This is a genomic window from Variovorax restrictus (assembly GCF_051216715.1).
Lineage (GTDB): Bacteria > Pseudomonadota > Gammaproteobacteria > Burkholderiales > Burkholderiaceae_C > Variovorax.
This window is the reverse complement of sequence record NZ_JBPJZH010000001.1, coordinates 75,836-101,412: the sequence shown is the minus strand read 5'-3', so window position 1 is coordinate 101,412 and position 25,577 is coordinate 75,836. Positions and strand designations below refer to the sequence as shown.

Here is a 25,577-nt window from a genome sequence, read left to right as displayed (position 1 = left end):
CCGGCGTGAACTGTTGAAAACCCGAGGGAGATGAGCATGGATTTTTGGATCGCCGCCCTCGCCATCTGGCTCGCGCTTCTGTGCACCATCGTCGGTGTTCGGATGGGCTGGAGCGATGCGAGCTGGGCCCGTGGCATCGCGTTCGTTCCTACCGAAAAAATCTCGGAAGACCAGCTGTTCGGGTTGCTGCTGGGGGCCAACGTGGCCCTCCTCGAGCACGATAATTTCAACCAGCTGGCGAGCACCTTGCCACGCCGACGCATCCCCGAACTCCTCGCACGGTACTGGAACGTTTGCTCGGCACGTGACTTCCAGCGGGTGATCGACGACAGGCTTCGCTCGCTCGGTGCGGTCTCTGCGGAAGAAGCCGAGGCTTTCGAGGCCTGGCGGGCCGGCACACCGATCGATACAGAGGCGTACCGGTCGCTGCGCGATGTGCTCGTCTTCCTGTCGGTCCACGCCGGCATCGTGAAGCCGGGCGATATCCGTGACCAGCATTGCCACCTCGTGGCCTGGGACGTGCAGCAGGTGGCCTATCTGCTGCGGCTGGGATTCACGATGGGCTACGTCTCCCGCGAGACGGCCTGGCGCACCCTGAACCGCCTGCGGCAGACGGCGCGGACGCGCTACGCGTCCTGGACAGACTACTCGCTGTCGGCTCTCGTCGGCATGGGGCTGCGCGGCGTGCTCGATCTGGACGACGTCGGCGACTGGTACCACATCGCGCGCAGCCACACGGTGCTGTTGGCGGCCCGTCGTTCGCTGCTGGCGCGGGCGGCCGACTGGATGGCACCCGGCCAGTCCGCAGAAGTCGATCCGGTGAGTGGCTTCCGCGGGCTCGGCATGCCGACGACGGTGTTCGATCCGTTGCGCTGAAGGCCGCGGCGCGCTCAGCCGCGCAGCGCCGCTTCGATGTCCTTCGCCAGCGACGCCGGCGTGTCGAGCGGTGCATAGCGCTTGATCACCTGCCCGTCGCGGCCGATCAGGAACTTCGTGAAGTTCCACTTGATGACGGCGCTGCCGAGCAAGCCCGGCTTTTCCTGCACGAGCCATCGGTACAGCGGCGCGGCCTCGCTGCCCTTGACGTCGACCTTCTGCATCATCTGAAAGCTCACGCCGTAGTTCTTGGTGCAGAAGGCGCCGATCTCGTCGTTGCTGCCCGGGTCCTGTCCACCGAACTGGTTCGACGGAAAGCCCAGGACGCTCAAACCATCGGCCGCATAGCGCTGGTGCAGCTCCTCCAGGCCGGCGAACTGCGGCGTGAACCCGCACTGGCTGGCCGTGTTCACGATGAGCAGCACGCGTCCACGGTAGTCCGCCAGCGAGATGGCGTGGCCGTCGATGGCCTGCGCGGTGAAGTCGTAGATCGATGCCATGGGCGTTCCTCGGTGGTTGAAGAAGGTCACGCCGTCGGCGGCGCCTCAGTGATGCATCAGTGGTGCTTGTCGCTGCGCGCGATCGACAGCAGGTGCTCGACTTCTTCGGGGTACTTGCGCAGGTTGTTCTCGTGCCAGCGCTTGATGATCCACATGAAGCCCGCGACCACCACGCCGAAGGCGGTGATGGCCGTGTACGCCGACAGGCCCAGGCCGGTGCACGCGCTGTAGAACGCGCCGAGGATCAGGATGCAGGCCTGCTCGTTGAAGTTCTGCACGGCAATCGAGCGCCCCGCGCCCATCAGGTTGTGGCCGCGATGCTGCAGCAGTGCGTTCATGGGCACCACCAGGAAGCCGCCCAGCCCGCCCAGCAGGATCAGGAAGGGCACCGCGACCCAGATGTTGCCGATGAAGTTCATGCCGATGACGAGCACGCCCATGCCGATGCCCAGGGGGATCACGCGCGTGGCCATGTCCAGCCGCATCTTCATCGACGCCACCACCGCGCCGACGGCCGTGCCGATGGCGACCACACCGGTCAGCGACGACGCCTGCGCCGTGTTGTAGCCCAGCGCCAGCGATGCCCAGGACAGCACGATGTACTTCAGGTTGCCGCCCGCGCCCCAGAACAGCGTGGTGGTCGCCAGCGAGATCTGACCGAGCTTGTCGCGCCACAGGCGGGCGTTGCATTGCCAGAAGTCGGGCAGCAGCGCGACCATGTTGCGCACGAAGCTGTGCTGCGGGTTGGCGCGCAGCGGGCGCATCTCGACGCCCGTGTGCGGGATGCGCGTGTTGAACCAGGCGGCCAGCATGTAGACGAAGATCAGCGCGCCGATCGCCGCTTCGGGCGGGGTGTTGATGCCGGTGTCGATGTAGGGCATGTCCCAGGCCAGCAGATGGCTCGATATCGCGTGGCCCACCAACTGGCCGCCCAGCACGATGCCCAGGATGATCGACGCGATGGTCAGACCTTCGATCCAGCCGTTGGCCTTGACCAGCTGCGACGCCGGCAGCAGCTCGGTGAGGATGCCGTACTTGGCCGGGGAGTACGCGGCCGCGCCCAGGCCGACGATGGCATAGGCCAGCAGCGGATGCGAGCCGAAGAGCATCATCAGACAGCCCACCACCTTGATGAAGTTGCTGATGAACATGACGCGTCCCTTGGGGTAGGCGTCGGCGAAGGCGCCCACCAGCGGGGCGAGCGCCACGTAGAAGAGCGTGAAGATCGGCACCAGCGCCGCACGCTGCCATTCGGGGGCGCCGGAAGACCGCATCAGTTCGACGGCCGCGACGAAGAGCGCGTTGTCGGCCAGTGACGAAAAGAACTGGGCCGACATGATGGTGTAGAAACCGCGCTTCATCGATGGGCTGGCTGGCCAGTGTGGGGCTGGCGATGTGGTGGTGCGGTAGTAGGAAAGGCGTCGCCCCGGTGGCGAATGCGCGGTTATAGCATGGGGGTGCAGTGCCAAAATGGCGTTTCCCCTGCGGCGGCATCCCCCATCCTTGCAGGGCTTTCTTCCTGTTCGAGAGGTCCTGTTTCCGTGCCCCGTCCCATCCTCGCCACCATCCATGCCGGTGCCCTGCGCCACAACCTGGAGCGCGTGCGGCGCTCGGCGCTCGAGTCGCGCGTGTGGGCCGTCGTCAAGGCCAACGCGTATGGCCACGGCATCGAACGCGTCTTCGATGCGTTCCGCGGCGCCGACGGCTTCGCGCTGCTCGACCTGGCAGAAGCCGAACGCGTGCGTGCCCTCGGCTGGCGCGGGCCGATTCTGCTGCTCGAAGGGGTGTTCGACGCGCGCGACCTGGAACTCTGCTCGCGCCTCGGCCTTTGGCACGCGGTGCACTGCGACGCGCAGATCGACATGCTCGCCGCGCACAAGACGCAGGTGCCGCACCGTGTCTTCCTCAAGATGAACTCCGGCATGAACCGCCTGGGCTTTTCACCCGAGCGCTACCGCGCCGCCTGGACCCGGCTCAACGCGCTGCCGCAGGTCGACGAGATCTCGCTGATGACGCATTTCAGCGACGCCGACGGGCCGCGCGGCATCGCGGATGCACTGGCCGCCTTCCACCGCGCCACGCAGGACCTGCCGGGCGAACGCTCGATCGCCAACAGCGCCGCCGTTCTGCGCCACGCGCCAGAAACCCGCATCGACTGGGTACGTCCCGGCATCGTGCTCTACGGCGGCGTGCCCGACTTTCCGGAGCACGACAGCGCGCACTGGCAGCTGCAGCCCGGCATGACGCTGTCGACGCGCATCATCGGCACGCAGGACCTGCAACCCGGCGCGACCGTCGGCTATGGATCCAGCTTCGTGGCCGAGGCGCCGATGACCATCGGCGTCGCCGCGGTGGGCTATGCCGACGGCTACCCGCGCCACGCGCCCACGGGCACGCCGGTGCTGGTCGACGGCATGCGCACGCGCGTGGTCGGCCGCGTCAGCATGGACATGGTCACCGTCGACCTCACGCCGCTCAAGGCCGCAGGTCGCGCGGTCGGCTTCGGCAGCGAGGTGACGCTGTGGGGCCACGCGTCGAACGGCGACGCGTTGCTGCCGATCGACGAGGTCGCGCGCGCCGCGGGCACCGTCGGCTACGAGCTGATGTGCGCGGTCGCGCCGCGCGTGACGGTGGTGCTGGGCGACTGAGCGCACCGAGCCGATGAAGGTTCTTTCCAACTGGCGCTCGGTGCGGCTCTGGGAGAGCGCTTTCGAGCGCGACCTGCACCGTCGCCACAGCCTGCGCACCCACGGCCTCTTGCTGGGCACCTGCACGCTGCTGCTGATGTGGGCCGTGTCGGCGCTGCAGATGCTCGCCGGCAACGACTCGCTGGCGTTGCGCTATGCGGTGACGCTCGGCGTGGGCTACCTCGGCTACCTGGGCCTGCTGCGCTGGTGGGCGCAGCGGCTGGTCGAGGGGCGCACCGACATCGACCTCCCCGACGTGATCAGCGGCACGTCGAACCCGTCGACCTGCGCCGAGGCCGCCGATGGCTCCGCGGTGGGCGACATCGCCAGCGGCGCGCTCGAAGCGGCGGCCGGTGCCGACGAGGGGGCGGTCATCGTTGTGCCGGTGCTCGCCATCTTCCTCGTCGGCATCGCGCTGGTGACGGGAGCCGGGGCCTTGGCGCTGCTCTACTTCGGCTGGGACGCGCTGCTCGCGGTGGCGGTCGAGATTGCGTTCTCGTACGTCTCGGCACGTGCCGCGGTGCGGGTGGCACGCGAAGGCTGGCTCACGGTGGCGGTCAAGCTCACGTGGAAGCCGCTGCTCGGGGCGCTGCTGTGCGCCGTGCTGCTGGGCGCGGTCATCGACCGCTTCATGCCGCAGGTCAATTCGCTGCCGCAGGCCGTGCGAATGCTGCTACACCGCTAGCGTTGCGACCGTTCAGTACAGGCCGAGCTGGCGTGTTCGCAGGCGGGCCAGCCCCAGCAGGGCGGCGGTAAAGGGCGTCGGCACGCCGGTGCGCTGACCAAGCTCGTGCACCACGGTCACCAGGGCGTCGAGCTCGACCGGTCGGCCGGCTTCCACGTCCTGCAGCATCGAGGTCTTGAAGGCGCCCAGCTTGCGTGTCACCGCATGGCGGTCCTCGGGCATTTCTGCAATGGGGATGCCGATGCGTGCGCCGATCTCCTTGGCTTCGAGCATCACCGCCGAGATGAAGCCCCGCACCTCGTCGTCGGCGAGGATGAGGTCGGTGGTCATGCCCGTCAGGGCGCTGATCGGGTTGACGGTCATGTTGCCCCAGAGCTTGTACCAGACGTCCTTCTGGATCTGCGGTGACACACGCGCTTCGATGCCGCCGCGCACCAGCAGCGCGGCCAGTGCGTGCACGCGCTCGCTCGCCTCGCCGGAGGGCGTGCCCAGGATCAGCCCGTTGCCGAAGTGATGGCGCACCACGCCGGGCGCGTCGAGCGCGCAGCTCGCATGCACCACGCCGCCGACCACCTGGCGCGCGGGGATGGCCGCTGCGATCGCGCCGTCGGGGTCGATCGCCTGCAAGCGCGTGCCGGCCAGCGCGCCGCCGAAGCCGCCGTCGAGGAACCACCACGGCACGCCGTTCATGGCCGTGAGCACGAGGGTGTCCGGGCCGATCAACGGCGCGATGCGCGCGGCCACGGCGGCGAGCGACGGCGCCTTCACCGCGATGACGACCACGTCCTGCACGCCGAGCGCGGCCGGGTCGTCGACCGCGTTGACGGGCACCTGCGTGCGCTGGTCGCCGCGCAGCAGTACGAGCCCGTCGCGCCGCAGTGCGTCGAGCGTGGCACCGCGGGCCACCACGTTGAGTTGCTGGTCGGCCTGCGCGAAGGCAGCGCCGATCCATCCGCCGATCGCGCCGGCGCCGTAGATGCAGAGGTTCATGGCCGCGATGGTGCCAGAGTGCGCGCCGTCAGAACGTCACGCGTGCGGCGCCTTAGCCTTCCGCCGTGAAGCCCACATCCTTGACGATCGGGCCCCACTTCGCCGTGTCCTTCTTGATGAGGTCGGCCAGTTCCGTCGGCGTCGACGACATGGCTTCCAGCCCGAAGGTGCCCAGGCCGTCGATCACGTCCTTGGAAGCCAGCGCGTTCTTCATGGCCGTGTTCAGGCGCGCGACGACTTCGGGCGAGGCCTTCGCCGGCAGGAAGAAGGCGAACCACTCGCTGTGCGCCATGTTGGCGATGCCCTGCTCGCCGTAGGTCGGCACGTCCGGCGCGAAGCGGCTGCGCTTGGCCCCCGACACGCCCAGGATGCGCACCTTGCCGCTGGGCAGGTGCTGCACGATGTCGCCGATGGGGCCCGACACGGCCGAGATGTTGCCGCCCAGCAGGTCGAGCATGGCTGGCTGCGTGCCGCGGTAGGCCGCATGCTTCAGTTCCACGCCGCCACTCTTGCCGAGGAGCGCGCCGATGAAGTGGGGCGTCGAGCCGGCCGCCGGCGAACCGAAGTTCGCGCCGGTCGGGTTGGCCTTGGCCCAGGCCAGGAACTCGGGCACGTTCTTCACGCTGGCCGGCACCGACGGCCCGACTGCGAAGCCGAAGTCGAACACGCAGCCCAGCGAGACCGGCGTGAGGTCGGTCTGCGGGTCGTACGCCAGCTTCTTGTAGATGTGCGGGTAGATGGTGAGCATCGAGGTCGGCGTCTGCAGGATGGCCGAGCCGTCGGCCGGCCGGCCCTTGATGTAGCCGATGGCGATCTGGCCGCCCGCGCCCGTGCGGTTCTCCACCACGGCAGCCTTGGCGAATTCGGGGCTCAGCTTTTGCGCCAGGCGACGGCAGATGGTGTCGGAGGTCCCGCCGGCCGCGAAGCCGGTGACGATGGTGGTGGTCTCGAGCAGGGCCTGGGCAAAGGCGTGCTGGCCGATGCTGGCGAGCAGGGCCGAGGCGCCGGTGGTCTGCAGCAGGTGGCGGCGGGTGAATGGCATGGGGTCTGTCTCCGGAGTTTGAAAAGGGGCGCGCGCACGGCGATGCCCGGCGCGGGCCGAACCCGCATTTTTCCAGCAGCGGGGGCACTCGCACCCCCGCGTTTACGCCACGTTCGGGCGCTTTTTCAGTAGCCGTTGGCCGTGGGTTCGTGGCCGCCCTGCTTGTAGCGCGCGAGCAGCGCCTTGGCCGCCGCTGTCAGCACGACGGTGTCGACGCCCACCGCCACGAAGCGCGCACCGGCGGCGAGCCACTTGCGCGCCTGCTCCTCGGTCGTCGCCAGGATGCCCGGCGCCTTGCCGGCCTTGAGGATGCGCGCGACGCCGTCGGCAATGGCGGCCTGCACGTCCGGGTGGTTCGGCTGGCCCGGGAAGCCCATCGACGCGGACAGGTCGGCCGGGCCGATGAAGACGCCGTCGACACCCGGCGTGGCGGCGATGGCATCGAGGTTCTTCATCGCCTCGACCGTCTCGGCCTGCACGAGCAGGCAGGCCTGCGCGTTTGCTTCGTGGATGTAGTTCGGGTGGGCCTGCCAGCGCGAGGCCCGCGCCAGCGCGCTGCCCATGCCGCGGATGCCCTCGGGCGGGTAGCGCATGGCCTGCGCCAGTTGCGCGGCCTGCTCGGCGGTGTCGACCATCGGGATCAGCAACGTCTGCGCGCCGATGTCGAGGTACTGCTTGATCAGCGCCGTCTCCCCGACCGGCAAGCGCACCACCGGCTGCGTGCGGTGCGGCAGCGCGGCCCAGGCGCTCGAGATGGCCTGCAGCTGCGCGAGCACCGAGCGCACGTCGTTGGGCGCATGCTCGCCGTCGATCAGCAGCCAGTCGTAGCCGACGCCGGCCAGCAGCTCGGCAGCGTAGCCGTCGGCCAGGCCGACCCACAGGCCGATCTGGGCCGGGCCGTCCTGCATAGCTTTCTTGAAGGTGTTGAGGGGGGTGTGCATGGTGGGGGGACTCCAGTGGTGGCCTGCGATGAATGCGCGGATTATTGAATGGTCGGCGGCGCGCCCTGCCTACACTCGTGCGATGGCCAAGGAAAAAACCAACTACGTCTGCACCGAGTGCGGCGGCACCAGCGCCAAGTGGCTGGGCAAGTGCCCCGCCTGCAACGCCTGGAACACGCTCGTCGAACAAGTGGCGCAGCCCGCGGGCGGCGCCGCGAACAACCGCTTCGGCACGCAATTCGCCGCGCTCGGCGGCACGGCCGACCTGGCGGTGCTGTCGGAGATCGAGGCGAGCGACGTCGACCGCACACCCACCGGCATCGACGAACTCGACCGCGTGCTCGGCGGCGGCATCGTGCCCGGCGGCGTGACGCTGATCGGCGGCGACCCGGGCATCGGCAAGTCGACGCTGCTGTTGCAGGCGGTCGATGCGCTGCAGCGTCAGGGGCAGAATGCGCTGTACGTGTCGGGCGAGGAAAGCGGTGCGCAGGTTGCGCTGCGCTCGCGCCGGCTCGGACTGGAACGCTCGCAGGTGCAGGTGCTGCCCGAGATCCAGCTGGAGAAGATCATCGCCACGCTCGATGCGCACCGGCCAGCCATCGCCGTCATCGACTCGATCCAGACGGTGTACTCCGACCAGCTCACCTCCGCGCCCGGCTCGGTCGCGCAGGTGCGCGAATGCGCGGCGCACCTCACGCGCTTCGCCAAGGCGAGCGGCACCGCGATCGTGCTGGTCGGCCACGTCACGAAGGAGGGCGCGTTGGCCGGCCCGCGCGTGCTGGAGCACATGGTCGACACGGTGCTGTACTTCGAGGGCGACACGCATTCGAGCTTCCGCCTGGTGCGCGCCATCAAGAACCGCTTCGGCGCGGTCAACGAGATCGGCGTGTTCGCCATGACCGAGCGCGGCCTCAAGGGCGTGAGCAATCCCAGCGCGATCTTCCTGAGCCAGCACAGCGAGCCGGTGCCGGGCAGCGTGGTCATGGTCACGCTCGAAGGCACGCGGCCGATGCTGGTCGAGATCCAGGCGCTGGTTGACAACGGCGGGCCGAGCCCGCGGCGCCTGTCGGTGGGCCTCGACCGCGACCGCCTCGCGATGCTGCTGGCGGTGCTGCACCGCCATGCCGGCGTGGCCTGCATGGACCAGGACGTGTTCGTCAACGCGGTCGGGGGCGTGCGCATCACCGAGCCCGCGGCCGACCTGGCAGTGATGCTCGCCATCACCTCCAGCCTGCGCGGCAAGCCGCTGCCCAAGGGCTTTATCGCCTTTGGCGAAGTCGGCCTGGCCGGCGAGGTTCGGCCCGCGCCGCGCGGCCAGGAGCGCCTGAAGGAGGCCGCCAAGCTCGGCTTCAGCGTGGCCGTGGTGCCCAAAGCCAATGCGCCGAAGAAGGGCGCCAAGGAGATCGAGGGGCTGACGATCCATGCGGTCGAGCGGGTGGAAGAGGCGCTGGACATCGTGCGCCGTCTCGACTGAACTTCGGCGGCATCGTCGAGAATCCGTTCGATGCAACTCATCGTTTCCGCCGGCATCATCGCCGCCGTCGTGCTCTGGGGCCTCGTCTCGCCCCGCACGCTCGACAGCGTCTTCAGCACGCTGCTGTCCGACGTCACCCGCACCTTCGGTTGGCTCTATCTGTGGGTCGTGCTCGGCCTCGTCGTGCTGGCCTTCTTCCTGGCCGTGAGCCGCTACGGCGATCTCAAGCTGGGCGACGAAGACGAGGAGCCGGAGTTCTCCGTCGGCGCCTGGTTCGCGATGCTGTTCGCCGCGGGCATGGGCATCGGGCTGGTCTTCTGGGGCGTGGCCGAGCCCGTGTCGCACTACGTCAAGCCGCCGCCGGGCGTCGTGGCGGGCACGCCCGAGGCGGCCGGCGCGGCCATGCGCTACGCCTTCTTCCACTGGGGCTTCCACCCTTGGGCGATCTACGGCATCGTGGGGCTGGCGATCAGCTTCTTCACCTTCCGCCGCAAGGCGCTGCCGCTGGTGAGTTCGGCCACCGAGGCGCTGCCCTGGCGCATCGTGCAACGCCTGTCGCCGGCCTTCAACGTGCTGGCGGTGGTGGCCACCGCCTTCGGCGTGGCGGCTTCGCTGGGCATGGGCGCCACGCAGATCAACAGCGGGTTGAACGCCGCCTTCGGCGTGCCGATCGGCACGCTCACGCAGTCGCTCATCATCGTGGGCACCACGGCGCTGTTCATCACGTCGGCCGTGACCGGCGTGGAGCGTGGCGTGAAGTGGCTGTCGATCGGCAACCTGTGCGTGGCCGGCGCGCTGGCGCTCTTCGTGTTCTGCGTCGGCCCCACGGTCGCCATCGTCGACACCCTCACCAACACGCTGGGCACCTACATCAGCGAGTTCGTCCGGATGAGTCTGCGCATGACGCCCTTCCGCGAGAACTCGTGGGTCGGCGACTGGACCATCTTCTACTGGGCCTGGTGGCTCGCGTGGTCGCCCTTCGTGGGCCTGTTCATCGCGCGCGTGTCGCGCGGCCGCACGGTGCGGCAGTTCCTCGTGGGCACCGTGCTCGCGCCGAGCCTGGTGGGCTTCGTGTGGTTCGCCGTCTTCGGCGGGACCGCACTGCACCTCGAGATCTTCCGCGAGGTGCCGCTGGCGGAAGCCGTTGCGGCGAACGTGTCGTCCACCATGTTCGTGATGTTCGACGCGATGCCGATGGGCTCCGTCATGTCGGTGGTGGCCACCTTGCTCGTCTTCGTGTTCTTCGTGACCTCGGGCGATTCGGCCACGCTGGTGCTGGGCACCATGAGCACCGGTGGCAACCCGAACCCGCCCAACCGCGTGAAGATCGTCTGGGGCGTGCTGGTAGCGGCCATCGCGCTGAGCCTGCTGCTCGCCGGGGGCCTGCAGGCGGTGCAGACGGCGACCATCGTCTTCGCGCTTCCGTTCTCCCTGGTGCTGGTGCTGATGGCGGTGTCGGTGACGCTGGCCATCCGGGAGGACTGGAACGCCGAGCAGAAGCGCGAGCGCGACCTTCGCCGCAAGCTGCGCGACATGGTTCGCGAGTAGCGGCGGCGCAAGGCACGGCGACAATGCCACCCATGAATCTTCAGAAAGTCTTCGTTCCGCTGACCGGCCTGCTGCTGCTCGGCCTGTCGTACCGCAGCTTCGGCTGGAGCGGGGTCGCCGTGGCTTGCACCGGCATCGTGATGTTCCTGCTGCTGCACTTCACCCGCACGATGCAGGTGCTCAAGCGCGCGGCCGACCGGCCGATCGGCTACGTGGCAAGCGCGGTGATGCTCAACGCCAAGCTCAAGCCGAACGTCACGCTGCTGCACGTCGTGGCCATGACGCGCTCGCTCGGCGAACTCAAGACGCCGAAGGAGCAGCAGCCCGAGACCTACCGCTGGACCGATGGCGGCCAGTCGTATGTCGACGCCGTGTTCCTCAATGGCAAGCTGCAGAGCTGGACCATGACGCGGCCGCCGGCCGAAGCCGACACCGCGCCGCCTTCAGCCTAGAACGGGGCGCCTTCTTCGGCGTCGGCGGTCGCCGAGGCTGCCGTCGCAGCAGGCGGGGCCGGCTGATCGGCCACCGCCGCCGTGAAGGCCGCCTCGCCGCCCAGTGCGTCGAGCAGCGCCGGCATCAACTCGCCGAGCTCACCGGTGGCGATCGCCACGTCGGCGTCGAAGTTGTCTTCCTTCTTGCCGTCCTTCGCGTCGTCGGTGCCCTCGAGGAACACGATCTTGCGCAGCTGCATCGTCTCGCTCAGCTCGAAGGACACACGGTCTTCCCAGGTCATGGCCAGGCGCGTCGGGCGCTTGCCGGCGGCGATGTGCTGCTTGACCTCCTCGATGTCAAGCGCATGCTTGGCGTAGCGCACCACCGATTTCGATTCGTCGGTGGCTTTGAGCTCACACTCGCGGTCGATGGTGAAGCCGGCCGGCGGCTCCTGGCTCGACAGCCAGCCCGACATGGCGGTGGCCGGCTCGATGTGGGTGTTGACCTGGGTCACGGCGAAGCCCTCGAACGACTTCACCAGGCTGGTCACCACCTCGTCGGCACGCGCCGCGTTGGTGGCGTTGATCACCAGCCGGTGTTCCTGGGGGTCGATCCACACGGCCACGCGCGCATGCCGGGTGAAGGCCATCGGCAGCAGCTCCTGCGTGATGTCTTCCTTCAGGTCGCGCCGCTCCTTCTTGCCGGGCTTGCGGCCGGTGGTGGCCTCGATCTGCGCGCAGCGTTCGTCGACCTTGCGCCGCACCACCGAGCCGGGCAGCGTCTTGGCCTCGATCATGAATTCGAGCACCCACTGGCCGCCGACGGATTCGACCAGCGGGCCGTGGTCCTGCCCGCGCGGCTCGGTCCAGCCGGTGGACTTTTCCTGCGACGGGGTGCACGGCACGAAGCGGAACTTGTCGAGCGCGGCTTCGGCCTCGGTCAGAGAAGGCGACCAGCCGCCTTCGATGCGGTAGACGATGACGTTCTTGAATACGGACACGAAATCCCTTTACGGACGGATTGGCAAAGCCGGCCATTGTCGCGGGAACCCGCCCGCGCCCGCCGCCGTAAAATCGAAAGCTTTTGCGACATCTCCCCCCGGAGATGCCCTTTCCCCAGAAGGACAAACAACATGAGCGTGCTCCCCCCCTCGCTGGACGACCGTGACGGCAAGATCTGGATGGATGGCCAGCTGGTCGAATGGCGCGATGCCAAGATCCACGTCCTGTCGCACACCTTGCACTACGGCTGCGGCGCGTTCGAGGGCGTGCGTGCGTACAAGACGGTCGACGGCACGGCGATCTTCCGCCTGCAGGAGCACACCGACCGCCTGTTCAACAGCGCGAAGATCCTGCGCATGACGCTGCCCTTCAGCAAGGACGAGCTCAACGAGGCGCAAAGGCAGGTGGTGCGCGAGAACAAGCTGGAAAGCTGCTACCTGCGCCCGCTGGTCTGGATCGGTTCCGAGAAGCTGGGCGTGAGCCCGCGCGGCAACAAGATCCACGCCATGGTCGCGGCCTGGGCCTGGGGCGCCTACCTCGGTGAAGAAGGCATGCGGCGCGGCATCCGCGTGAAGACCTCGAGCTACACGCGCCACCACGTGAACATCACGATGACGCAGGCCAAGGCGGTGAGCAACTACACCAACTCGATCCTCGCCAACATGGAAGCGCTGGACGACGGCTACGACGAGGCGCTGCTGCTCGACGCGAGCGGCTTCGTCTCCGAAGGCGCTGGCGAGAACGTGTTCGTGGTGAAGGACGGCGTGGTCTACACGCCCGACCTGTCGGCCGGTGCGCTCAACGGCATCACCCGCAACACCATCCTGCACATCTGCAAAGACCTCGGTATCGAACTCGTGCAGAAGCGCATCACGCGCGACGAGGTCTACATCGCCGACGAAGCCTTCTTCACCGGCACCGCCGCCGAAGTGACGCCCATCCGCGAACTCGACCGCGTCGAGATCGGCAACCGCGGTGATGGCGGCTCGCGCGGCCCGGTCACGGAAAAGATCCAGTCTGCGTTCTTCGACATCGTGAACGGCAAGAACCCCAAGTACGCCCACTGGCTCACGAAAGTCTGATCATGGCCACGACCCAAGCAGCCGTCGAATTGCTCGCCGCCGACCTGAACCCGCAAGGCGGTGTGTTCTGCCCCAACCCCAAGGCGGACATGAAGCTCTGGAACAGCCACCCGAAGGTCTACCTCGACGTGGCGCGCAGCGGCGAGGCCAAGTGCCCGTATTGCGGCACGGTGTACCGGCTCAAGGCCGGCGAAACCGTCGGCCACGGCCACTGAGCCTGCGCGCGTGCCCGAGGCGACCTGCGCCCGACCGACGCTGACCATCGGCGTCCTCGCCAAGAACGAGGCGCATCGCATCGACGCCTGCCTGCGCAGCGCCGCCTTCGCCGACCAGTTGCTGGTGGTCGACAGCGGCAGCACCGACGACACCGTGGCCCGCGCCCAGGCGGCCGGCGCCACGGTCGTGGCGTATCCCGATTGGCAGGGCTTCGGCGTGCAACGCACGCGCCTGCTCGCGCATGCGACGGGTGACTATCTCTTCTTTCTGGATGCCGATGAAGTCATCACGCCCGAGCTGCGTACCCACATCGAAGCCGCGGTGGCATCGGGCGAGGCCGCCGTGTGGCGGGTGCGCTGGCGCATGGTGGCTTACGGCCACGAGTTGAAGGCCTACCGCGCCGGCGGGCCTGAGCGGCTGTTCCGGCGCGACACCCTGGACTCGTTCAAGGGCGCGGTGCACGAAGAGGCGGTGCTGTTGCCGGCCTTCGCCGACGCGCCGCGCCACGTGCTGCGCGGCAAGCTGCTGCACCATTCCTGGCAGACCGTGCGCGGCAGCCTCGAGAAGCTCACGCAGTACGCGATGCTGGGCGCGGCCAAACGCGCGGCGGCCGGCAAGCGCGGCGGGGTCCTGCGCGGCATGGCCGGCGGCACGGCGATGTTCGTGCGCTTCTATTTCCTGCGGCTTGGCTTCCTGTGCGGTGGCGCCGGCTTCCTCTTCTGTTTCTTCGTCTCGCTCGAGGCCTTCTTTCGCTATGCAGCGCTGCACTACGACCGTGAACATCTCAGCACCCAGGTGGGCCGATGAAGGGTGAGCAACGTTGGCGCCTCGCGGCTTCGGCCGCGGCCTTTCTGTTTCCCGCGTTGAGTGTGGGCGTGGCCAACGGCTACTCGATGGCGGCCGTGTTCCTGCTGGTGGTCGCGCTCGCCGCGACGCCGCAGTGGTGGGGCAAGCCGGTCGAGCTGCGGACCGCCTGGCAACTGGTGGGCGCCTTTCTGTTCATGGCCGCGATCTGGCAGCTCGATGGGCTTCGCAGCGACGGCGGCTGGCGGTCGGTCGACAAGCCGGTCAAGTTCCTCCTCGTGTTGCCGTGCCTTTTCTTCCTGCTGCGCTTTCCGCCGCGTCAGGCCTGGCTGTGGGCCGGGATCGCCTGCGGTGCCGTGCTGGCCGGCCTGCGGGGGGTGTACGAGATCGTGTGGCTGCATCTACCGCGTGCCGAAGGCTCCATCAATGCCATCCAGTTCGGTGATCTGAGCCTGCTGCTGGGGTTGATGAGCATCGTCGGCCTGATGATGTGGCGGCCGCCGCAGCGCAAAGGCGTGTGGGCCGTTCTGTTGTCGGTCGGGGCGGCCATGGGGTTGCTCGGTTCGTTGCTGTCGCAGGCGCGCGGCGGCTGGCTGGCGCTGGCGCTGCTGGTGCCGGTGATGGTGCTGGTCAAGTCGCGCTTTCTCGACCGTCGATTCCTGCTGATCTCCGGCTTGATCGCAATGCTCCTGGGCGCAACCCTGATCTCTGTGGCGGCACGGCAGCTGGGTGAGCGTCTGGACCGCGCGCGCCAAGAGGTCGAGGTGTACGAAACCACCGGCAATGCCGAATCCTCCGTGGGTCAGCGTCTGGCGCACTGGAAGGCCGCCTGGCGCATGGGCCTGGAAAAGCCGCTGCTCGGCTGGTCGCAGCAGGGCTACGAGGACGAGAAGAAGCGCATGGTCGAGGCTGGCGAGGTGCATCCCTACATCCTGCAGTTCACGCATGCGCACAACGAGTTCCTCGACGTGTTCGCCAAGCGCGGGCTGCTCGGGTTGGCAGCGCTGCTCGCGCTCTATCTGACACCGCTGCTGGTGTTCTGGCCCAGAAAGGCGAGCGCGGCAGCCTCCTCTTCCGCTGCGATCGTGCCTCTGCAGCTGATCGGTGCGTTGGTCCCTGTCGGGTATATCGGCTTTGGGCTGACCCAGGGTTTCCTGGGCCACAACAGCGGCACGATGTTCCTGCTGTTCATGACGGTGCTGATCCTTGGCGCTATCCAAGGTGAGCGAAAGACCGCGTCAGTGCAGATCGCGCGGTAGCTCGATCACGAAGCTCGCCCCGCCGCCGGGCCGTTCTTCGCAGCGCACGCTGCCGCCATGCCGTTCGGCGATCGACTTGACCAGCGCCAGGCCCAGGCCCACGCCGCCTTCGCGCTCGCTCGCACCGGGCAGGCGGTAGAAGGGCTCGAAGATGCGCTCGCGCAGGGCGGGCGGCACGCCCGGGCCGCGGTCGTCGACGCGGACGCGCGCCCAGTGCGCATCGGCTTCCAGGCGCAGCTCGATCGTGCCCGCGCCGTAGCGGCGGGCGTTCTCCAGCAGGTTGCGGATGGCGCGGCGCAGCAGGCGCGAGACGCCCTGCACCTGCAGCAGGGCGCTGTCGGTGCCCTCGGCCAGGTCGAGCTCGACGTCGACGCGCGCGCTCTCTTCCGCGGCCAGGCCAATCAGGTCGACGGTCTCGATGGTGCCGACGTCGGCCTCGCTGGCGTCGAGCCGGCTCGACAGCAGGATCTCGTCGATCAGCTGGTCGAGCTCGCCGATGTTGCGCGAGATTTCGTCGCGCGCGGCCGGGCTCGGCCGTTCACCCATCAGCTCGAGGCCCATGCGGATACGCGTGAGCGGCGAGCGCAGCTCGTGCGAGGCGTTGGCCAGCAGCGACTTGTGCGAGCGCACCAGCGTCTCGACGCGTGCTGCCGCCGCGTTGAAGCGCATCGACAGGTCGGCCACCTCGTCCTGGCCGTCCTCGGGCACACGGGCCGACAGGTCGCCGTCGCCCCAGCGCTGCACGCCCCGCTGCAGCGTCTCCAGGCGCTGTGTCAGGCGCCGCACGATCGGGAACAGGCCGATGGCCGTCGCCAGGCCGACCAGGCCCAGCAGCCAGAAGAAGCCGGTCTGGGGGCGCACCCAGGGCGGCGGGCCGCCCTGGCGGTCTTTCCGCGGCCCGAACTCCATCTGGAATTCCTGACCGTCTTTCAGCGAGATGGTGAATTCCAGCGCTTCGCCCGGGCGGCTGGTGCGCAGCGAGGTCCCGGTGCCGATGACACGGTCCTGCGTGTCGCGCAGCACCACCTCGCGCGGCAGCGGTGCGGTGCGCTGCTCGTCGGCCATCTGCCAAGCCCAGCCGGCCGCGAACGTGACCACGGCTACGCCGGCCAGCACCGCCAGCCAGATGCGAACGTAGAGATGGCGCGTGAACAGCTGGATCATTGCTCCGCTCCGCCTCTCAGTTTTCGCACCACGCTGCGCATGACCCGCAAGCTAGAAAACCGGCGCAGCCCAAAGCCAGGGCACCCGCGGAACTGGCTCCGCCAGGCCGCTGGGTGCGCCCCCTCGAGGGGGAGGCGCCGCAGGCGCATCGGGGGGGAGCTCATTTCAGTCTTGCTGTTTGGCGAAGACGTAACCCACGCCGCGCACGGTGAGGATGCGCTTGGGGTTCTTGGCGTCGGCCTCGATGGCGGCGCGGATGCGGCCCATGTGCACGTCGATCGAGCGGTCGAAGGCTTCGAGTTCGCGGCCGCGCACGGCTTCCATGATCTGGTCGCGCGTGAGCACGCGGCCGGCGCGCTCGGCCATGGCGACGAGCAGGTCGAACTGGTAGGACGTGAGGTCAGCCAGCGCGCCGCCGACGGTCACGGTGCGCGCGTTGCGGTCGATCTCGAGCGTGCCGAAGCGCATCATCGTCGCGGCCGCCGCCTCGCTGGTGTTGTCGCTGCGGCGGCGCAGCACGGCACGGATTCGCGCCAGCAGCTCGCGCGGCTCGAAGGGTTTGGGCAGGTAGTCGTCGGCCCCGATCTCCAGGCCGATGATGCGGTCCATCGGGTCGCCCTTGGCCGTGAGCATCAGCACCGAGACCTTGGCCAGCGCGCCGGGCAGGGCGCGGATGCGGCGGCAGACCTCCAGGCCGTCGATGTCCGGCAGCATCAGGTCGAGGATGACCAGGTCGGGCGCGTGCTGCTGCACCTGTTCGAGCCCCGCCTGGCCGTCGGCCGCGTGCGCCACGCCGAAGCCCGACTTCGTCAGGTACTCGCTCACCATCTGCGCGAGGCGGGCGTCGTCTTCGATCATCAGGATCTGGGGAGTGCTCATGACAGCCATGGTGGATCGTTGCCGCCAAGGCGGCTTGAAGGCTCCGTAAAGTTAACGTAAACAGGCGGGCGCTGGCGGCCCGTCGTCGCCGGTGGCAGCGCCGGCGTAACGGCTAAGCGGGTTCCGCCGAGCGGCCAGACACCGTGTCGAACAACATGCTGCAGTCGGCCGCGGCGTTCGAAGGCCAGTGCTGCGCGAGCAGTGCTTTCAGGTCGCGGTCGTCCAGCGCCGGGTCGCAGGCCAGCGCACGCGCATGGATCTCCAGGGCCAGCTGCCGCAGCAGCGCCACCGACGCATGGATGCGTTCGCTGAACTGCGCATCGTCCAGCGTGTCGGTCAGGCTGCGGTTGAGTTCGGCGAACCAGGGCAGCGCGGCGTGGTCGAGCATCTGCGCCACGTTGCGCTTCTCGCTCGAATCCGACCAGGCGCGCAGCAGCGCCTGCACCGCGATGTTCAGCCGCTGGCAGTGCTGTAGTTCGTCTTTCAGGCTGCCGAGCAGGGCCAGGTCGGTCAGGCGATCGTGGAAGAACATCTGCGAGAGCACGCCCCAGTAGTAGCTGTAGTCCCAGATGACCTTCACGGGCAGCACCTCGGGGTCGCCGAACAGGCCGTACTGGTCCTGATAGAGCGCCAGGGTGCTTTCGTAGAACGAGTGGTAGATCTGGTCGTAGAGCTGCGCCCGCGCCTCCACCGAATGGCCGGCGCGGTCGTGGCCGATCAAATCGGTGATGTAGGTGTTGGCGATGGCGATGAAATCGCTGCCCGGCGAATAGAACGGGTCGAGGAACAGCCCCGCCTCGCCGGTCAGCGCCCAGCGCTGCCCCGAGAACACCTGCTTGCAGCCGTACGAGAAGTTCTTGAAGAAGGCGAAGTCCTGCAGCAGGTGGCGCTTGCCGTCGAGCTCGTCGAACAGGCGCGGCTGGTACTTGGCGAACCAGTCCATCGCCTTGTCGAAGCTGTCGATGGTGTCGAGCGCGTGGTAACGCGGGTCGGCCACGATGCCCACCGAATGCGAGCCCGAGGCCAGCGGGATCAGCCACACCCAGTAGCCCGCGCCGACCAGGTGGTTGGTCGACAGCCAGCGCGCCTGCGGCGTGCAGCGCGCGCGCCATTCGGGGTCGTCGCTCCAGTCGTCGAGCGTGATGCGGTCGCCGATGCGGAACCACACGGCGTTGGCCTCGTGCGCGTTCGGCTCGGCCAGCCCCAGCTTGCGCTTGAGCAGGCCGGCACGGCCGCAGGCATCGACCACCCAGCGCGCGGCGATGACGTTCGTTTGCCCGTCCTGCGTCCAGCTCAGGCGGTGCAGGCCCTGTGCGTCCTCGGCCAGGTCGATCTGCCGCACCATGGCATGGTCGGTGAACTTCACACCGCGGCGCGCCGCCTCTTCGCCCAGGAAGTTTTCGAAGATGCCGCGGTCGATCTGGTAGCTCGGCACCGACAGAAAGCGGCTGGCGCCGATCTCGGTGACCTGGTCGATGTCGCGCCGGCCTTCGCTGAAGAAGAAGCGGAAACCGAACTTGCGCAGCTGTTCGCCGTGCATGTGCGGCTTCAGGCCCAGCACCGTGTCGAAGTAGTGGGCGCCAATCTCCACCGACGACTCGCCCACCTTGTGGGCCGCGTGCGGCACCGGGTGGGCGCGGCGTTCGAGCACCAGCACGTCGATGTCGGGGAAGCGCTTCTTGAGTTGCAGCGCCAGCGTCAGCCCCGCCAGGCCGCCGCCCATGATCACCACGTCGTGCTGTTGTTCATGCGTTGTCGTGGCGATCGTCATCGGCTTCAGCCCTGGGTGAATTGGAGTTGCAGTTGGAGGGACAGGCGGGCCGACAGCGGCATCGCCAGCGCCTCGCCGCGGCCTGCGGCGAGCGATTCGAAGAGCGGCAGCGCGTCGGCCATCGCGTTGGTGGACAGCGCCTGCGCCGCCTCCGAGCGCGGCGCGATCGGGTGCGACGCGCCGGACACGAGCGACCAGTCGAAAGCGGCCACCGTGCGCTCGGTGCGCTGCGGCGCGATCACCAGCGCCACCGCCAGCAGGCCGCGGCTGGTCGTGACCGACGCGAGCGCGCCCACGGCGGGCATGTCGTAGCCCACCAGCAGCACCGGCTGGTCGTCGGCCGCGCACTGCGCCGCGGCTTCGAGCAGCGCCGACGCAAAGGTCGTTTCGTAGGCCGCGACCGAATTGCTCGCGGCCATGCAGCCCACGCCGATCGTCCAGTAGCCGACCGCGGCGTTGTGCACCGAGTTGTGGAACTTGATCGGCGACAGCACCGTCGGGTCGCTGGCCAGCACACCGCACATGTAGTCGTTGATGCCCAGGTCGCCGTGCGCCGACGCGAAGATGCAGGGCAGGTCTTTCGCATCGCGGCCCGAGGCGGCGATGGCGTTGGACGCCACCTCGAGCGCCAGCGCCACGGTGTCGGGCGCGCGCCGACGCTCGGCCGGGGCCAGCACCTGCGGCGCGGGCCGCTTGGCCGGCGGGTCGACCGGCGCGCCGGTGCCGGTGAAGGCGGCGCGGGCGATGTCCCAGCCGGGCAGCGTCGGCGCCCAGAAGGCCGGGCCTTCGATGTACAGCGTGGGGGTCTTGACGGCGCTCATGCTTGCACGCCCTTGCCGAAGACCAGCGAGCAGTTGTTGCCGCCGAAGCCGAAGGAGTTGGACAGCGCCACCTTCACGTCGCCGCGCGCGGGCTCGAGCTTGATCTGCGGGCCGCAGTCGGTGTCGAGCTGCGTGGTGTTCACGGTGCCCGGCATCAGGCCGGTCTCCAGCGACAAGAGGCTGATGGCCGCCTCGACGATGCCGGCGGCACCGAGCGTATGGCCGGTGAAGCCCTTGGTCGAGCTGGCGTGCGTGCTTTCGGGGAAGCGCCGTGTGACCAGCGCGCCTTCGACCTCGTCGTTCTTCGTGCTGGCCGTGCCGTGCATGTTGATGTAGTCGATCGCGTCGGTCGTGAGGCCGGCGCGGGCCAGCGCGTCGTCGAGCGCGCGCTCGGCGCCCAGGCCCTGCGGGTGCGGCGTCGACATGTGGTGCGCATCGCTTGCCTCGCCGTAGCCCAGCAGGTAGAGCCCGTCGGCTTGGGTGGCCGCGGCGCGTTCCACCAGCGCGAAGCCGGCGGCCTCGCCCAGGCTGATGCCGTCGCGCGTGGCATCGAAGGGTTTGCAAGGGTTGGGCGACACCAGCTCCAGCGAGTTGAAGCCGTACAGCACGCTGCCGCAGAGCGTGTCGACGCCGCCGACCACGGCCGCATCGATCAGCCCCAGGCGGATCAGCCGCTCGGCCGATGCGAACACCTTGCCGCTCGACGAGCAGGCGGTGGAGATCGTCTCCGACGGGCCTTCGAGCCCCAGCGCCGCCTGCACGAACATGCCCAGCGAGTGCGGCGTGTGCACCAGCGGACGGTCCTGCCCGGGCGGGAACCGGCCGTCGGCGGTCAGGTGCGTGTACGAATCCTCGGTCTCGCCGATGCTGGACGTCGAGGTGCCCAGGATCACCGCGATGCGCGACGGCCCGTACTTGGCGCGCGCCGTGGCCACCGCGTCCATGAAGCCGTCGGCCTGCAGGCCCATCCAGGCCAGCCGGTTGTTGCGGCAGTCCCAGGCGGCCAGCGATTCGGGGAGCTGCACGTCTTCGACCCCCGCCACGCGGCCGATCCAGGTCGCGAGGCGCGCGCCGCTGGCGGGCATGTCGCCGAAGTCGTTGGCCCGCAGGCCGCTGCGCGAGGTTTCGAGGGCGTCGAGCAGCGACGCCTTGCCCACGCCGACGGCCGAAGTCGCGGTGTAGGCGCTGATCTGGAGGGGGGGGATGCGGGACGGCACGGTGGTGAGAAAGAAGTGGCGAAGCGCGAACAATGCCACAGACTAGCAGCCGTCTGCCGGCCACCACGTCGGCCGGCACCCCGCAATCGCAGGGGCTTAGCGCTGGCCGCGCGCCGCCAGTGTCACCAGCACCAGCACCGGGACGCCCAGCAGCGCCGTGCCCACGAAGAAGGGGACGTAGCCGTAGGCATCGACGAACACACCCGAATACCCCGCCAGGAACTTGGGCAGCAGCAGCATCAGCGAGCTGAACAGCGCGTACTGCGTGGCCGAGTAGCTGATGTTCGTCAGGCTCGACAGGTAGGCGATGAAGGCGGCCGACGCGATGCCGCCGGCCAGGTTGTCGGCCGACACCACGAGCACCAGCATCGTCATGTCGTGGCCGTGGGCGGCGAGCCAGGCGAAGAGCAGGTTGCTGGCGGCGCTGAGCACCGCGCCCAGCATCAGCACGCGCATCACGCCGAAGCGCATCGACAGGATGCCGCCCACGAAGGCGCCGACCAGCGTCATCACCACGCCGAACACCTTGCTGACCGCCGCGACCTCTTCCTTGCTGAAGCCCATGTCGACGTAGAAGGGGTTGGCCATGATGCCCATCACCACGTCGCTGATGCGGTAGATGGCGATCAGCGACAGGATCAGCACCGCCTGCCACTTGTAGCGGCGGATGAAGTCGGCGAAGGGCTCGACCAGCACGTTCTTCAGCCACTCGGCGGCATTGCGCGCCTGGGGCATCACGCGCTGGGCGGGCTCCGACGACAGCAGTACCGTGAGCACGCCGACCGCCATCGAGGCGGCCATCACCAGGTAGGCGGCCTTCCAGCCGGCGTTCTGGTAGCCGGCGGCGCCGGTGATCTCGGTCCACGCGGCGATCGACAGCACGCCGGCGCCGGCCCAGATCATCGCCAGGCGGTAGCCCGTCTGGTAGGCGGCGGCGAGCGCGGCCTGCTTGCGGGTTTCGGCCGATTCGATGCGGAAGGCGTCCAGCGCGATGTCCTGCGTGGCAGAGCCGAAGGCCACCAGCAACGCGCACCACACCAGTGGTGCCAGCCCGCCGCGCGGGTCGGCCATCGCCATGCCGACCAGCCCGCCGATCACCAGTGCCTGCGCTAGCAGCAGCCAGCTGCGGCGGCGGCCCATGCGCCGCGTGAGCAGCGGGATGGGCAGCCGGTCGACCAGCGGTGCCCACGCCCACTTGAAGGCGTAGACCAGGCCGACCCAGCTCAGGTAGCCGATCTCGCTGCGCGTCACGCCGGCTTCGCGCAGCCGGAAGCTGAGCGTGCCCAGCACGAGCAGCAGCGGCAGGCCCGCCGAGAAGCCCAGCGCCAGCATGCGCAGCGTCGCGGGCTCGAGGTACACCTTGAGTGCGTCGCGCCACGACAGCGGCGCTTCGGTCAGGGCAGGGGGGGAGGCTTCGGCAGCCGAGGATGGGGGCATTGAGCGGGCGATCGGGGTGGCTGCTTATTATTCCCGCATGTGCACACGCTGCGAATCTTCCATCGGTCTCTGGCCCGCGCGCCGGACTTTCCTGGCTTTGGCGGCGGCTGCCGCCGTAACGCCCGCGTTGGCGCAGGTCGAAGTGGGCAAGGCCTCGGTCGCGCGCAACCTGGTGCCCGCCGACAGCATCGAGCAGGCCGGCGTGCAGCAGTACGACGAGTTGCTGAAGCAGGCCAAGGCCAAGGGCGCGCTGGCGCCCGACAGCCACCCGCAGCTGCAGCGGCTGCGCACCATCTCCGCGCGCCTCATCCCCTTCGTCGGGCCCTGGAACGCGCGCGCCGCGCAGTGGAAATGGCAGGTCAACCTGATTGGCAGCCAGCAGATCAACGCCTTCTGCCTGCCGGGCGGCAAGATCGCCTTCTACACCGGCATCCTCGACCAGCTCAAGCTCAGCGACGACGAGGTCGCGATGGTGATGGGCCACGAGATGGCGCACGCCCTGCGCGAACACGCCCGCGCGCGCCTGGCCAAGAGCGCGGGCACCGGCGCGGCGCTGTCGATCACGGCACAGCTGCTCGGCCTGGGCGAGATGGGCAACATGGCGGCGCGCGCCGGCACGGAACTGCTGTCGCTCAAGTTCAGCCGCGGCGACGAGACCGACGCCGACCTGGTCGGCCTCGAACTCGCGGCCCGGGCCGGCTACGACCCGCGCGCCTCGGTGTCGCTCTGGAAGAAGATGGCCGCCGCCTCGAAGAACCAGGGCGGGCTGAGCTTCCTCTCGACGCACCCCAGCGGCACCGACCGCATCCGCATCCTCGAAGCCAACATCGGCAAGGTGGATGGGTTGTACCGGGCGGCGAAGCGCGGCTGAGCCTGCGCCCCTCCCTCCTTTCCTGACGCACCGAATCCGACCGGCCGGGGCTCTCTGAGCGCCGGCCGGCGTTGGCACGCCGCTTGCATCTCGTCATGTACACAAGACAGGATGCTTGATGATGGTGCATGCAAGGACTTCGCAGCCGACCGATGACCGGCAATTTGCCGACCCCGGTGCCGCTGCCTGGATCACGCGGATCGACCCGCCGATTGCCGCCTCGGGCGGCGCGGCCAATGGCCCGCTGGCCGGGCTGCGCTTTGCGGTCAAGGACAACATCGACGTGGCCGGCCTGCCGACCACTGCGGCCTGCCCGGCTTTCGCCCGCGAGCCGGCGAACCACGCCCAGGTGGTGCAGCGCCTGCTCGACGCCGGTGCGGTGCTGGTTGGCAAGACCAACCTCGACCAGTTCGCCTGCGGGCTGAACGGCACGCGCTCGCCCTACGGCGCGGTGCCCAACAGCTTCGACGCGCGCTATGTGTCGGGCGGTTCCAGCTCCGGCTCGGCGCGGGTGGTGGCGACGGGCGAGGTCGACTTCGCGCTCGGCACCGACACGGCAGGCTCGGGCCGCGTGCCCGCGGGGCTCAACAACATCGTCGGCCTCAAGCCCAGCAAGGGCTTGATCAGCACCCGCGGCGTGCTGCCGGCGGCGCAGAGCGTCGACTGCGTGTCGATCTTCGCGCGCACGGTCGAACTCGCGGCGCGCGTGCTGAGCGTCGCCATGGGGCACGACGCGTACGACCCGTATTCGCGTGCGCTGACGCCGATCACCACGCCATTGCCCTCGCGCCTGCGCATCGGTGTGCCATCGACGCTCGAATTCTTCGGCGATGCCGATTCCGCCGCGGCCTTCGAGCGTTCGCTCGCGCAGGTCGAAGCACTGGGCGCCACGCGCGTGCTGATCGACTACGCCCCGCTCGCCGAAGCCGCCGCGCTGCTCTACGACAGTGCACTGGTGGCCGAGCGCTACGCCGCGGTGCGCCCCTTCTTCGACGCGCACGAAGACGACGTGATCGAGCCGGTGCGCAGCATCCTGGCCAAGGGCCGAAGCTACAGCGCCGCCGATTTCGTCGACGCACAGACCCGGCTGCGCGCGCTGGCGCAGCAGGCCGCGCCGATGTGGAAAGACATCGACCTCCTGGTGGTGCCGACCTCGCCCACGCACTACACGATCGAGGCCATGCAGGCCGACCCGGTCGCGCTCAACCAGCACCTCGGCGCGTACACCAACTTCGTCAACCTGCTCGACTACGCGGCGCTCTCGGTGCCGACCTGCCTGCGCAGCGATGGTCTGCCTTTCGGTCTGACGCTGATCGGCCCGTGTGCCAGCGACTTCCAGCTGGCCGAGCTCGGCCAACGGCTGCACCACGCGAGCGGGCTCACGCTCGGTGCGACCGGCGCACGCATGGCGGAACCCACCGCGCTGCCGGTACTCAAGCCCGCCGCCACCGTGAAGGTCGCCGTGGTCGGCGCTCACCTGTCGGGCATGCCCCTGAACGGCCAGCTCACCGAGCGCGGCGCCACGCTGCTGCGCGAGACGCTGACCGCCCCGCAGTACCGCCTCTACGCCTTGCCCGGCACCGTGCCGCCCAAGCCCGGCATGGTGCGCGTGCCGGCCGGCGGGGCCTCGCTCATCGTCGAGGTGTGGGAGATGCCCGCGACCGCCTACGGGTCCTTCGTCGCGCTCATTCCCGCACCGCTGGGCATCGGCACGCTGACGCTGGACGACGGCAGCCCCGTGCAGGGCTTCGTCTGCGAATCGATCGCGCTCGACGGTGCCGAAGACATCACGCACCACGGCGGCTGGCGCCGCTACATCGCCTCGCGTCAAGCCGCGCTCGCCTGAGCGCAGCTCGCCCGGTTTTCTTTCGCATCAACCT

Annotated in this window: 24 protein-coding genes; 12 read left to right on the top strand and 12 right to left on the bottom strand. The window is 68.9% G+C overall.

Annotated elements, in window-relative coordinates; translation table 11 throughout:
* Positions 1–36 precede the first annotated feature (36 nt).
* A complete protein-coding gene (locus tag ACSFA0_RS00495; RefSeq protein WP_435448276.1) occupies positions 37–876 on the top strand; it encodes a DUF1266 domain-containing protein in 840 nt (279 codons plus the stop codon).
* A 14-nt stretch (positions 877–890) separates the two neighbouring features.
* Here the strand turns inward: ACSFA0_RS00495 and ACSFA0_RS00490 are convergent, their stop codons facing one another.
* Together ACSFA0_RS00490 and lplT are read right to left on the bottom strand one after the other, a co-directional pair.
* Entirely contained in the window at positions 891–1,376 is a 486-nt protein-coding gene (locus ACSFA0_RS00490) for a glutathione peroxidase (RefSeq protein ID WP_435448275.1), read from the bottom strand.
* A 56-nt stretch (positions 1,377–1,432) separates the two neighbouring features.
* On the bottom strand, positions 1,433–2,737 hold the full coding sequence (gene lplT / locus ACSFA0_RS00485; protein WP_435448273.1) for a lysophospholipid transporter LplT: 1,305 nt from the start codon (positions 2,735–2,737) through the stop codon (positions 1,433–1,435).
* Positions 2,738–2,917: 180 nt separating this feature from the next.
* On the opposite strand from lplT, the gene alr reads away from it, so the two are divergent.
* Together alr and ACSFA0_RS00475 are read left to right on the top strand one after the other, a co-directional pair.
* On the top strand, positions 2,918–4,024 hold the full coding sequence (alr, locus tag ACSFA0_RS00480) for an alanine racemase (protein ID WP_435448272.1): 1,107 nt from the start codon (positions 2,918–2,920) through the stop codon (positions 4,022–4,024).
* Positions 4,025–4,037: 13 nt separating this feature from the next.
* Entirely contained in the window at positions 4,038–4,748 is a 711-nt protein-coding gene (locus tag ACSFA0_RS00475; RefSeq protein ID WP_435448271.1) for a hypothetical protein, read from the top strand.
* Between the two features lie 12 nt (positions 4,749–4,760).
* On the opposite strand, the gene ACSFA0_RS00470 is transcribed toward ACSFA0_RS00475, so the two are convergent.
* The 3 genes from ACSFA0_RS00470 to ACSFA0_RS00460 all read right to left on the bottom strand — a co-directional run bounded on the left by ACSFA0_RS00470 (position 4,761) and on the right by ACSFA0_RS00460 (position 7,721).
* Positions 4,761–5,738 carry a 2-dehydropantoate 2-reductase gene (locus ACSFA0_RS00470; RefSeq protein ID WP_435448270.1) on the bottom strand — a complete coding sequence of 326 codons (978 nt, stop codon included), beginning with the start codon at positions 5,736–5,738 and terminating at the stop codon, positions 4,761–4,763.
* Between the two features lie 52 nt (positions 5,739–5,790).
* Complete coding sequence (locus ACSFA0_RS00465) at positions 5,791–6,780, bottom strand: Bug family tripartite tricarboxylate transporter substrate binding protein (RefSeq protein WP_435448269.1); 990 nt, start codon at positions 6,778–6,780, stop codon at positions 5,791–5,793.
* 125 nt (positions 6,781–6,905) lie between these two features.
* Entirely contained in the window at positions 6,906–7,721 is an 816-nt protein-coding gene (locus ACSFA0_RS00460; RefSeq protein ID WP_435448268.1) for an aldolase/citrate lyase family protein, read from the bottom strand.
* Between the two features lie 82 nt (positions 7,722–7,803).
* Between ACSFA0_RS00460 and radA the strand changes: the two genes are divergently transcribed.
* From radA to ACSFA0_RS00445, 3 genes are read left to right on the top strand one after another with little or no spacing between them, the layout of a single operon-like run.
* Positions 7,804–9,195, top strand: a complete 1,392-nt coding sequence (gene radA / locus ACSFA0_RS00455) for a DNA repair protein RadA (RefSeq protein ID WP_435448267.1) — start codon at positions 7,804–7,806, stop codon at positions 9,193–9,195.
* Between the two features lie 30 nt (positions 9,196–9,225).
* Positions 9,226–10,743 carry a BCCT family transporter gene (locus tag ACSFA0_RS00450; protein WP_435448266.1) on the top strand — a complete coding sequence of 506 codons (1,518 nt, stop codon included), beginning with the start codon at positions 9,226–9,228 and terminating at the stop codon, positions 10,741–10,743.
* 23 nt (positions 10,744–10,766) lie between these two features.
* The gene (locus ACSFA0_RS00445; RefSeq protein WP_435448264.1) at positions 10,767–11,195 is read left to right on the top strand and encodes a glycerate kinase; all 429 of its coding nucleotides are present in this window, start codon (positions 10,767–10,769) and stop codon (positions 11,193–11,195) included.
* On the opposite strand, the gene ACSFA0_RS00440 is transcribed toward ACSFA0_RS00445, so the two are convergent.
* Positions 11,192–12,175: a recombination-associated protein RdgC gene (locus ACSFA0_RS00440; RefSeq protein WP_435448263.1), complete on the bottom strand. Its 984-nt coding sequence runs from the start codon at positions 12,173–12,175 to the stop codon at positions 11,192–11,194. The two genes, ACSFA0_RS00445 and ACSFA0_RS00440, sit on opposite strands and share 4 nt — an antisense overlap.
* Before the next feature lie 132 nt (positions 12,176–12,307).
* Here ACSFA0_RS00440 and ACSFA0_RS00435 point away from each other — a divergent pair, with 132 nt between their 5' ends.
* The 4 genes from ACSFA0_RS00435 to ACSFA0_RS00420 are packed head-to-tail and all read left to right on the top strand — an operon-like array spanning position 12,308 to position 15,537.
* Entirely contained in the window at positions 12,308–13,258 is a 951-nt protein-coding gene (locus ACSFA0_RS00435; protein ID WP_435448262.1) for a branched-chain amino acid transaminase, read from the top strand.
* A gap of 2 nt (positions 13,259–13,260) precedes the next feature.
* Positions 13,261–13,473 carry a zinc-finger domain-containing protein gene (locus ACSFA0_RS00430; RefSeq protein WP_435448261.1) on the top strand — a complete coding sequence of 71 codons (213 nt, stop codon included), beginning with the start codon at positions 13,261–13,263 and terminating at the stop codon, positions 13,471–13,473.
* Between the two features lie 10 nt (positions 13,474–13,483).
* Complete coding sequence (locus tag ACSFA0_RS00425) at positions 13,484–14,281, top strand: glycosyltransferase family 2 protein (protein WP_435448260.1); 798 nt, start codon at positions 13,484–13,486, stop codon at positions 14,279–14,281.
* Positions 14,278–15,537, top strand: a complete 1,260-nt coding sequence (locus tag ACSFA0_RS00420; RefSeq protein ID WP_435448259.1) for an O-antigen ligase family protein — start codon at positions 14,278–14,280, stop codon at positions 15,535–15,537. Before ACSFA0_RS00425 ends, ACSFA0_RS00420 begins: the two co-directional genes overlap by 4 nt.
* Here the strand turns inward: ACSFA0_RS00420 and ACSFA0_RS00415 are convergent.
* The 6 genes from ACSFA0_RS00415 to ACSFA0_RS00390 form a co-directional block, all read right to left on the bottom strand.
* Positions 15,517–16,701 (bottom strand): ATP-binding protein, encoded by a 1,185-nt coding sequence (locus ACSFA0_RS00415; protein ID WP_435448258.1) that lies wholly within the window; start codon positions 16,699–16,701, stop codon positions 15,517–15,519. The genes ACSFA0_RS00420 and ACSFA0_RS00415 overlap by 21 nt on opposite strands.
* Positions 16,702–16,866: 165 nt before the next feature.
* Entirely contained in the window at positions 16,867–17,589 is a 723-nt protein-coding gene (locus tag ACSFA0_RS00410; RefSeq protein ID WP_435448257.1) for a response regulator, read from the bottom strand.
* Between the two features lie 103 nt (positions 17,590–17,692).
* On the bottom strand, positions 17,693–19,351 hold the full coding sequence (locus tag ACSFA0_RS00405) for an NAD(P)/FAD-dependent oxidoreductase (RefSeq protein WP_435448256.1): 1,659 nt from the start codon (positions 19,349–19,351) through the stop codon (positions 17,693–17,695).
* A 5-nt stretch (positions 19,352–19,356) separates the two neighbouring features.
* Positions 19,357–20,172 (bottom strand): beta-ketoacyl synthase chain length factor, encoded by an 816-nt coding sequence (locus ACSFA0_RS00400; protein WP_435448255.1) that lies wholly within the window; start codon positions 20,170–20,172, stop codon positions 19,357–19,359.
* Positions 20,169–21,389, bottom strand: coding sequence for a beta-ketoacyl-[acyl-carrier-protein] synthase family protein (locus ACSFA0_RS00395; RefSeq protein ID WP_435450866.1), 1,221 nt, complete (start codon positions 21,387–21,389; stop codon positions 20,169–20,171). Before ACSFA0_RS00395 ends, ACSFA0_RS00400 begins: the two co-directional genes overlap by 4 nt.
* A gap of 96 nt (positions 21,390–21,485) precedes the next feature.
* Positions 21,486–22,826, bottom strand: coding sequence for an AmpG family muropeptide MFS transporter (locus ACSFA0_RS00390; protein ID WP_435448254.1), 1,341 nt, complete (start codon positions 22,824–22,826; stop codon positions 21,486–21,488).
* A gap of 37 nt (positions 22,827–22,863) precedes the next feature.
* Between ACSFA0_RS00390 and ACSFA0_RS00385 the strand changes: the two genes are divergently transcribed.
* Together ACSFA0_RS00385 and atzF are read left to right on the top strand one after the other, a co-directional pair.
* Positions 22,864–23,697 (top strand): M48 family metallopeptidase, encoded by an 834-nt coding sequence (locus tag ACSFA0_RS00385; protein WP_435448253.1) that lies wholly within the window; start codon positions 22,864–22,866, stop codon positions 23,695–23,697.
* A 118-nt stretch (positions 23,698–23,815) separates the two neighbouring features.
* Positions 23,816–25,543 (top strand): allophanate hydrolase, encoded by a 1,728-nt coding sequence (gene atzF, locus ACSFA0_RS00380; protein ID WP_435448252.1) that lies wholly within the window; start codon positions 23,816–23,818, stop codon positions 25,541–25,543.
* Positions 25,544–25,577 lie beyond the last annotated feature (34 nt).

Excerpts from the sequence above, each read along its gene's own strand:
- ACSFA0_RS00495 (WP_435448276.1), top strand. The coding sequence starts at position 37 with ATGGATTTTTGGATCGCCGCCCTCGCCATCTGGCTCGCGCTTCTGTGC.
- ACSFA0_RS00490 (WP_435448275.1), bottom strand. The coding sequence starts at position 1,376 with ATGGCATCGATCTACGACTTCACCGCGCAGGCCATCGACGGCCACGCC.
- lplT (WP_435448273.1), bottom strand. The coding sequence starts at position 2,737 with ATGAAGCGCGGTTTCTACACCATCATGTCGGCCCAGTTCTTTTCGTCA.
- ACSFA0_RS00475 (WP_435448271.1), top strand. The coding sequence starts at position 4,038 with ATGAAGGTTCTTTCCAACTGGCGCTCGGTGCGGCTCTGGGAGAGCGCT.
- ACSFA0_RS00470 (WP_435448270.1), bottom strand. The coding sequence starts at position 5,738 with ATGAACCTCTGCATCTACGGCGCCGGCGCGATCGGCGGATGGATCGGC.
- ACSFA0_RS00465 (WP_435448269.1), bottom strand. The coding sequence starts at position 6,780 with ATGCCATTCACCCGCCGCCACCTGCTGCAGACCACCGGCGCCTCGGCC.
- ACSFA0_RS00460 (WP_435448268.1), bottom strand. The coding sequence starts at position 7,721 with ATGCACACCCCCCTCAACACCTTCAAGAAAGCTATGCAGGACGGCCCG.
- radA (WP_435448267.1), top strand. The coding sequence starts at position 7,804 with ATGGCCAAGGAAAAAACCAACTACGTCTGCACCGAGTGCGGCGGCACC.
- ACSFA0_RS00450 (WP_435448266.1), top strand. The coding sequence starts at position 9,226 with ATGCAACTCATCGTTTCCGCCGGCATCATCGCCGCCGTCGTGCTCTGG.
- ACSFA0_RS00445 (WP_435448264.1), top strand. The coding sequence starts at position 10,767 with ATGCCACCCATGAATCTTCAGAAAGTCTTCGTTCCGCTGACCGGCCTG.
- ACSFA0_RS00435 (WP_435448262.1), top strand. The coding sequence starts at position 12,308 with ATGAGCGTGCTCCCCCCCTCGCTGGACGACCGTGACGGCAAGATCTGG.
- ACSFA0_RS00430 (WP_435448261.1), top strand. The coding sequence starts at position 13,261 with ATGGCCACGACCCAAGCAGCCGTCGAATTGCTCGCCGCCGACCTGAAC.
- ACSFA0_RS00420 (WP_435448259.1), top strand. The coding sequence starts at position 14,278 with ATGAAGGGTGAGCAACGTTGGCGCCTCGCGGCTTCGGCCGCGGCCTTT.
- ACSFA0_RS00415 (WP_435448258.1), bottom strand. The coding sequence starts at position 16,701 with ATGATCCAGCTGTTCACGCGCCATCTCTACGTTCGCATCTGGCTGGCG.
- ACSFA0_RS00410 (WP_435448257.1), bottom strand. The coding sequence starts at position 17,589 with ATGGCTGTCATGAGCACTCCCCAGATCCTGATGATCGAAGACGACGCC.
- ACSFA0_RS00405 (WP_435448256.1), bottom strand. The coding sequence starts at position 19,351 with ATGACGATCGCCACGACAACGCATGAACAACAGCACGACGTGGTGATC.
- ACSFA0_RS00400 (WP_435448255.1), bottom strand. The coding sequence starts at position 20,172 with ATGAGCGCCGTCAAGACCCCCACGCTGTACATCGAAGGCCCGGCCTTC.
- ACSFA0_RS00390 (WP_435448254.1), bottom strand. The coding sequence starts at position 22,826 with ATGCCCCCATCCTCGGCTGCCGAAGCCTCCCCCCCTGCCCTGACCGAA.
- ACSFA0_RS00385 (WP_435448253.1), top strand. The coding sequence starts at position 22,864 with ATGTGCACACGCTGCGAATCTTCCATCGGTCTCTGGCCCGCGCGCCGG.
- atzF (WP_435448252.1), top strand. The coding sequence starts at position 23,816 with ATGATGGTGCATGCAAGGACTTCGCAGCCGACCGATGACCGGCAATTT.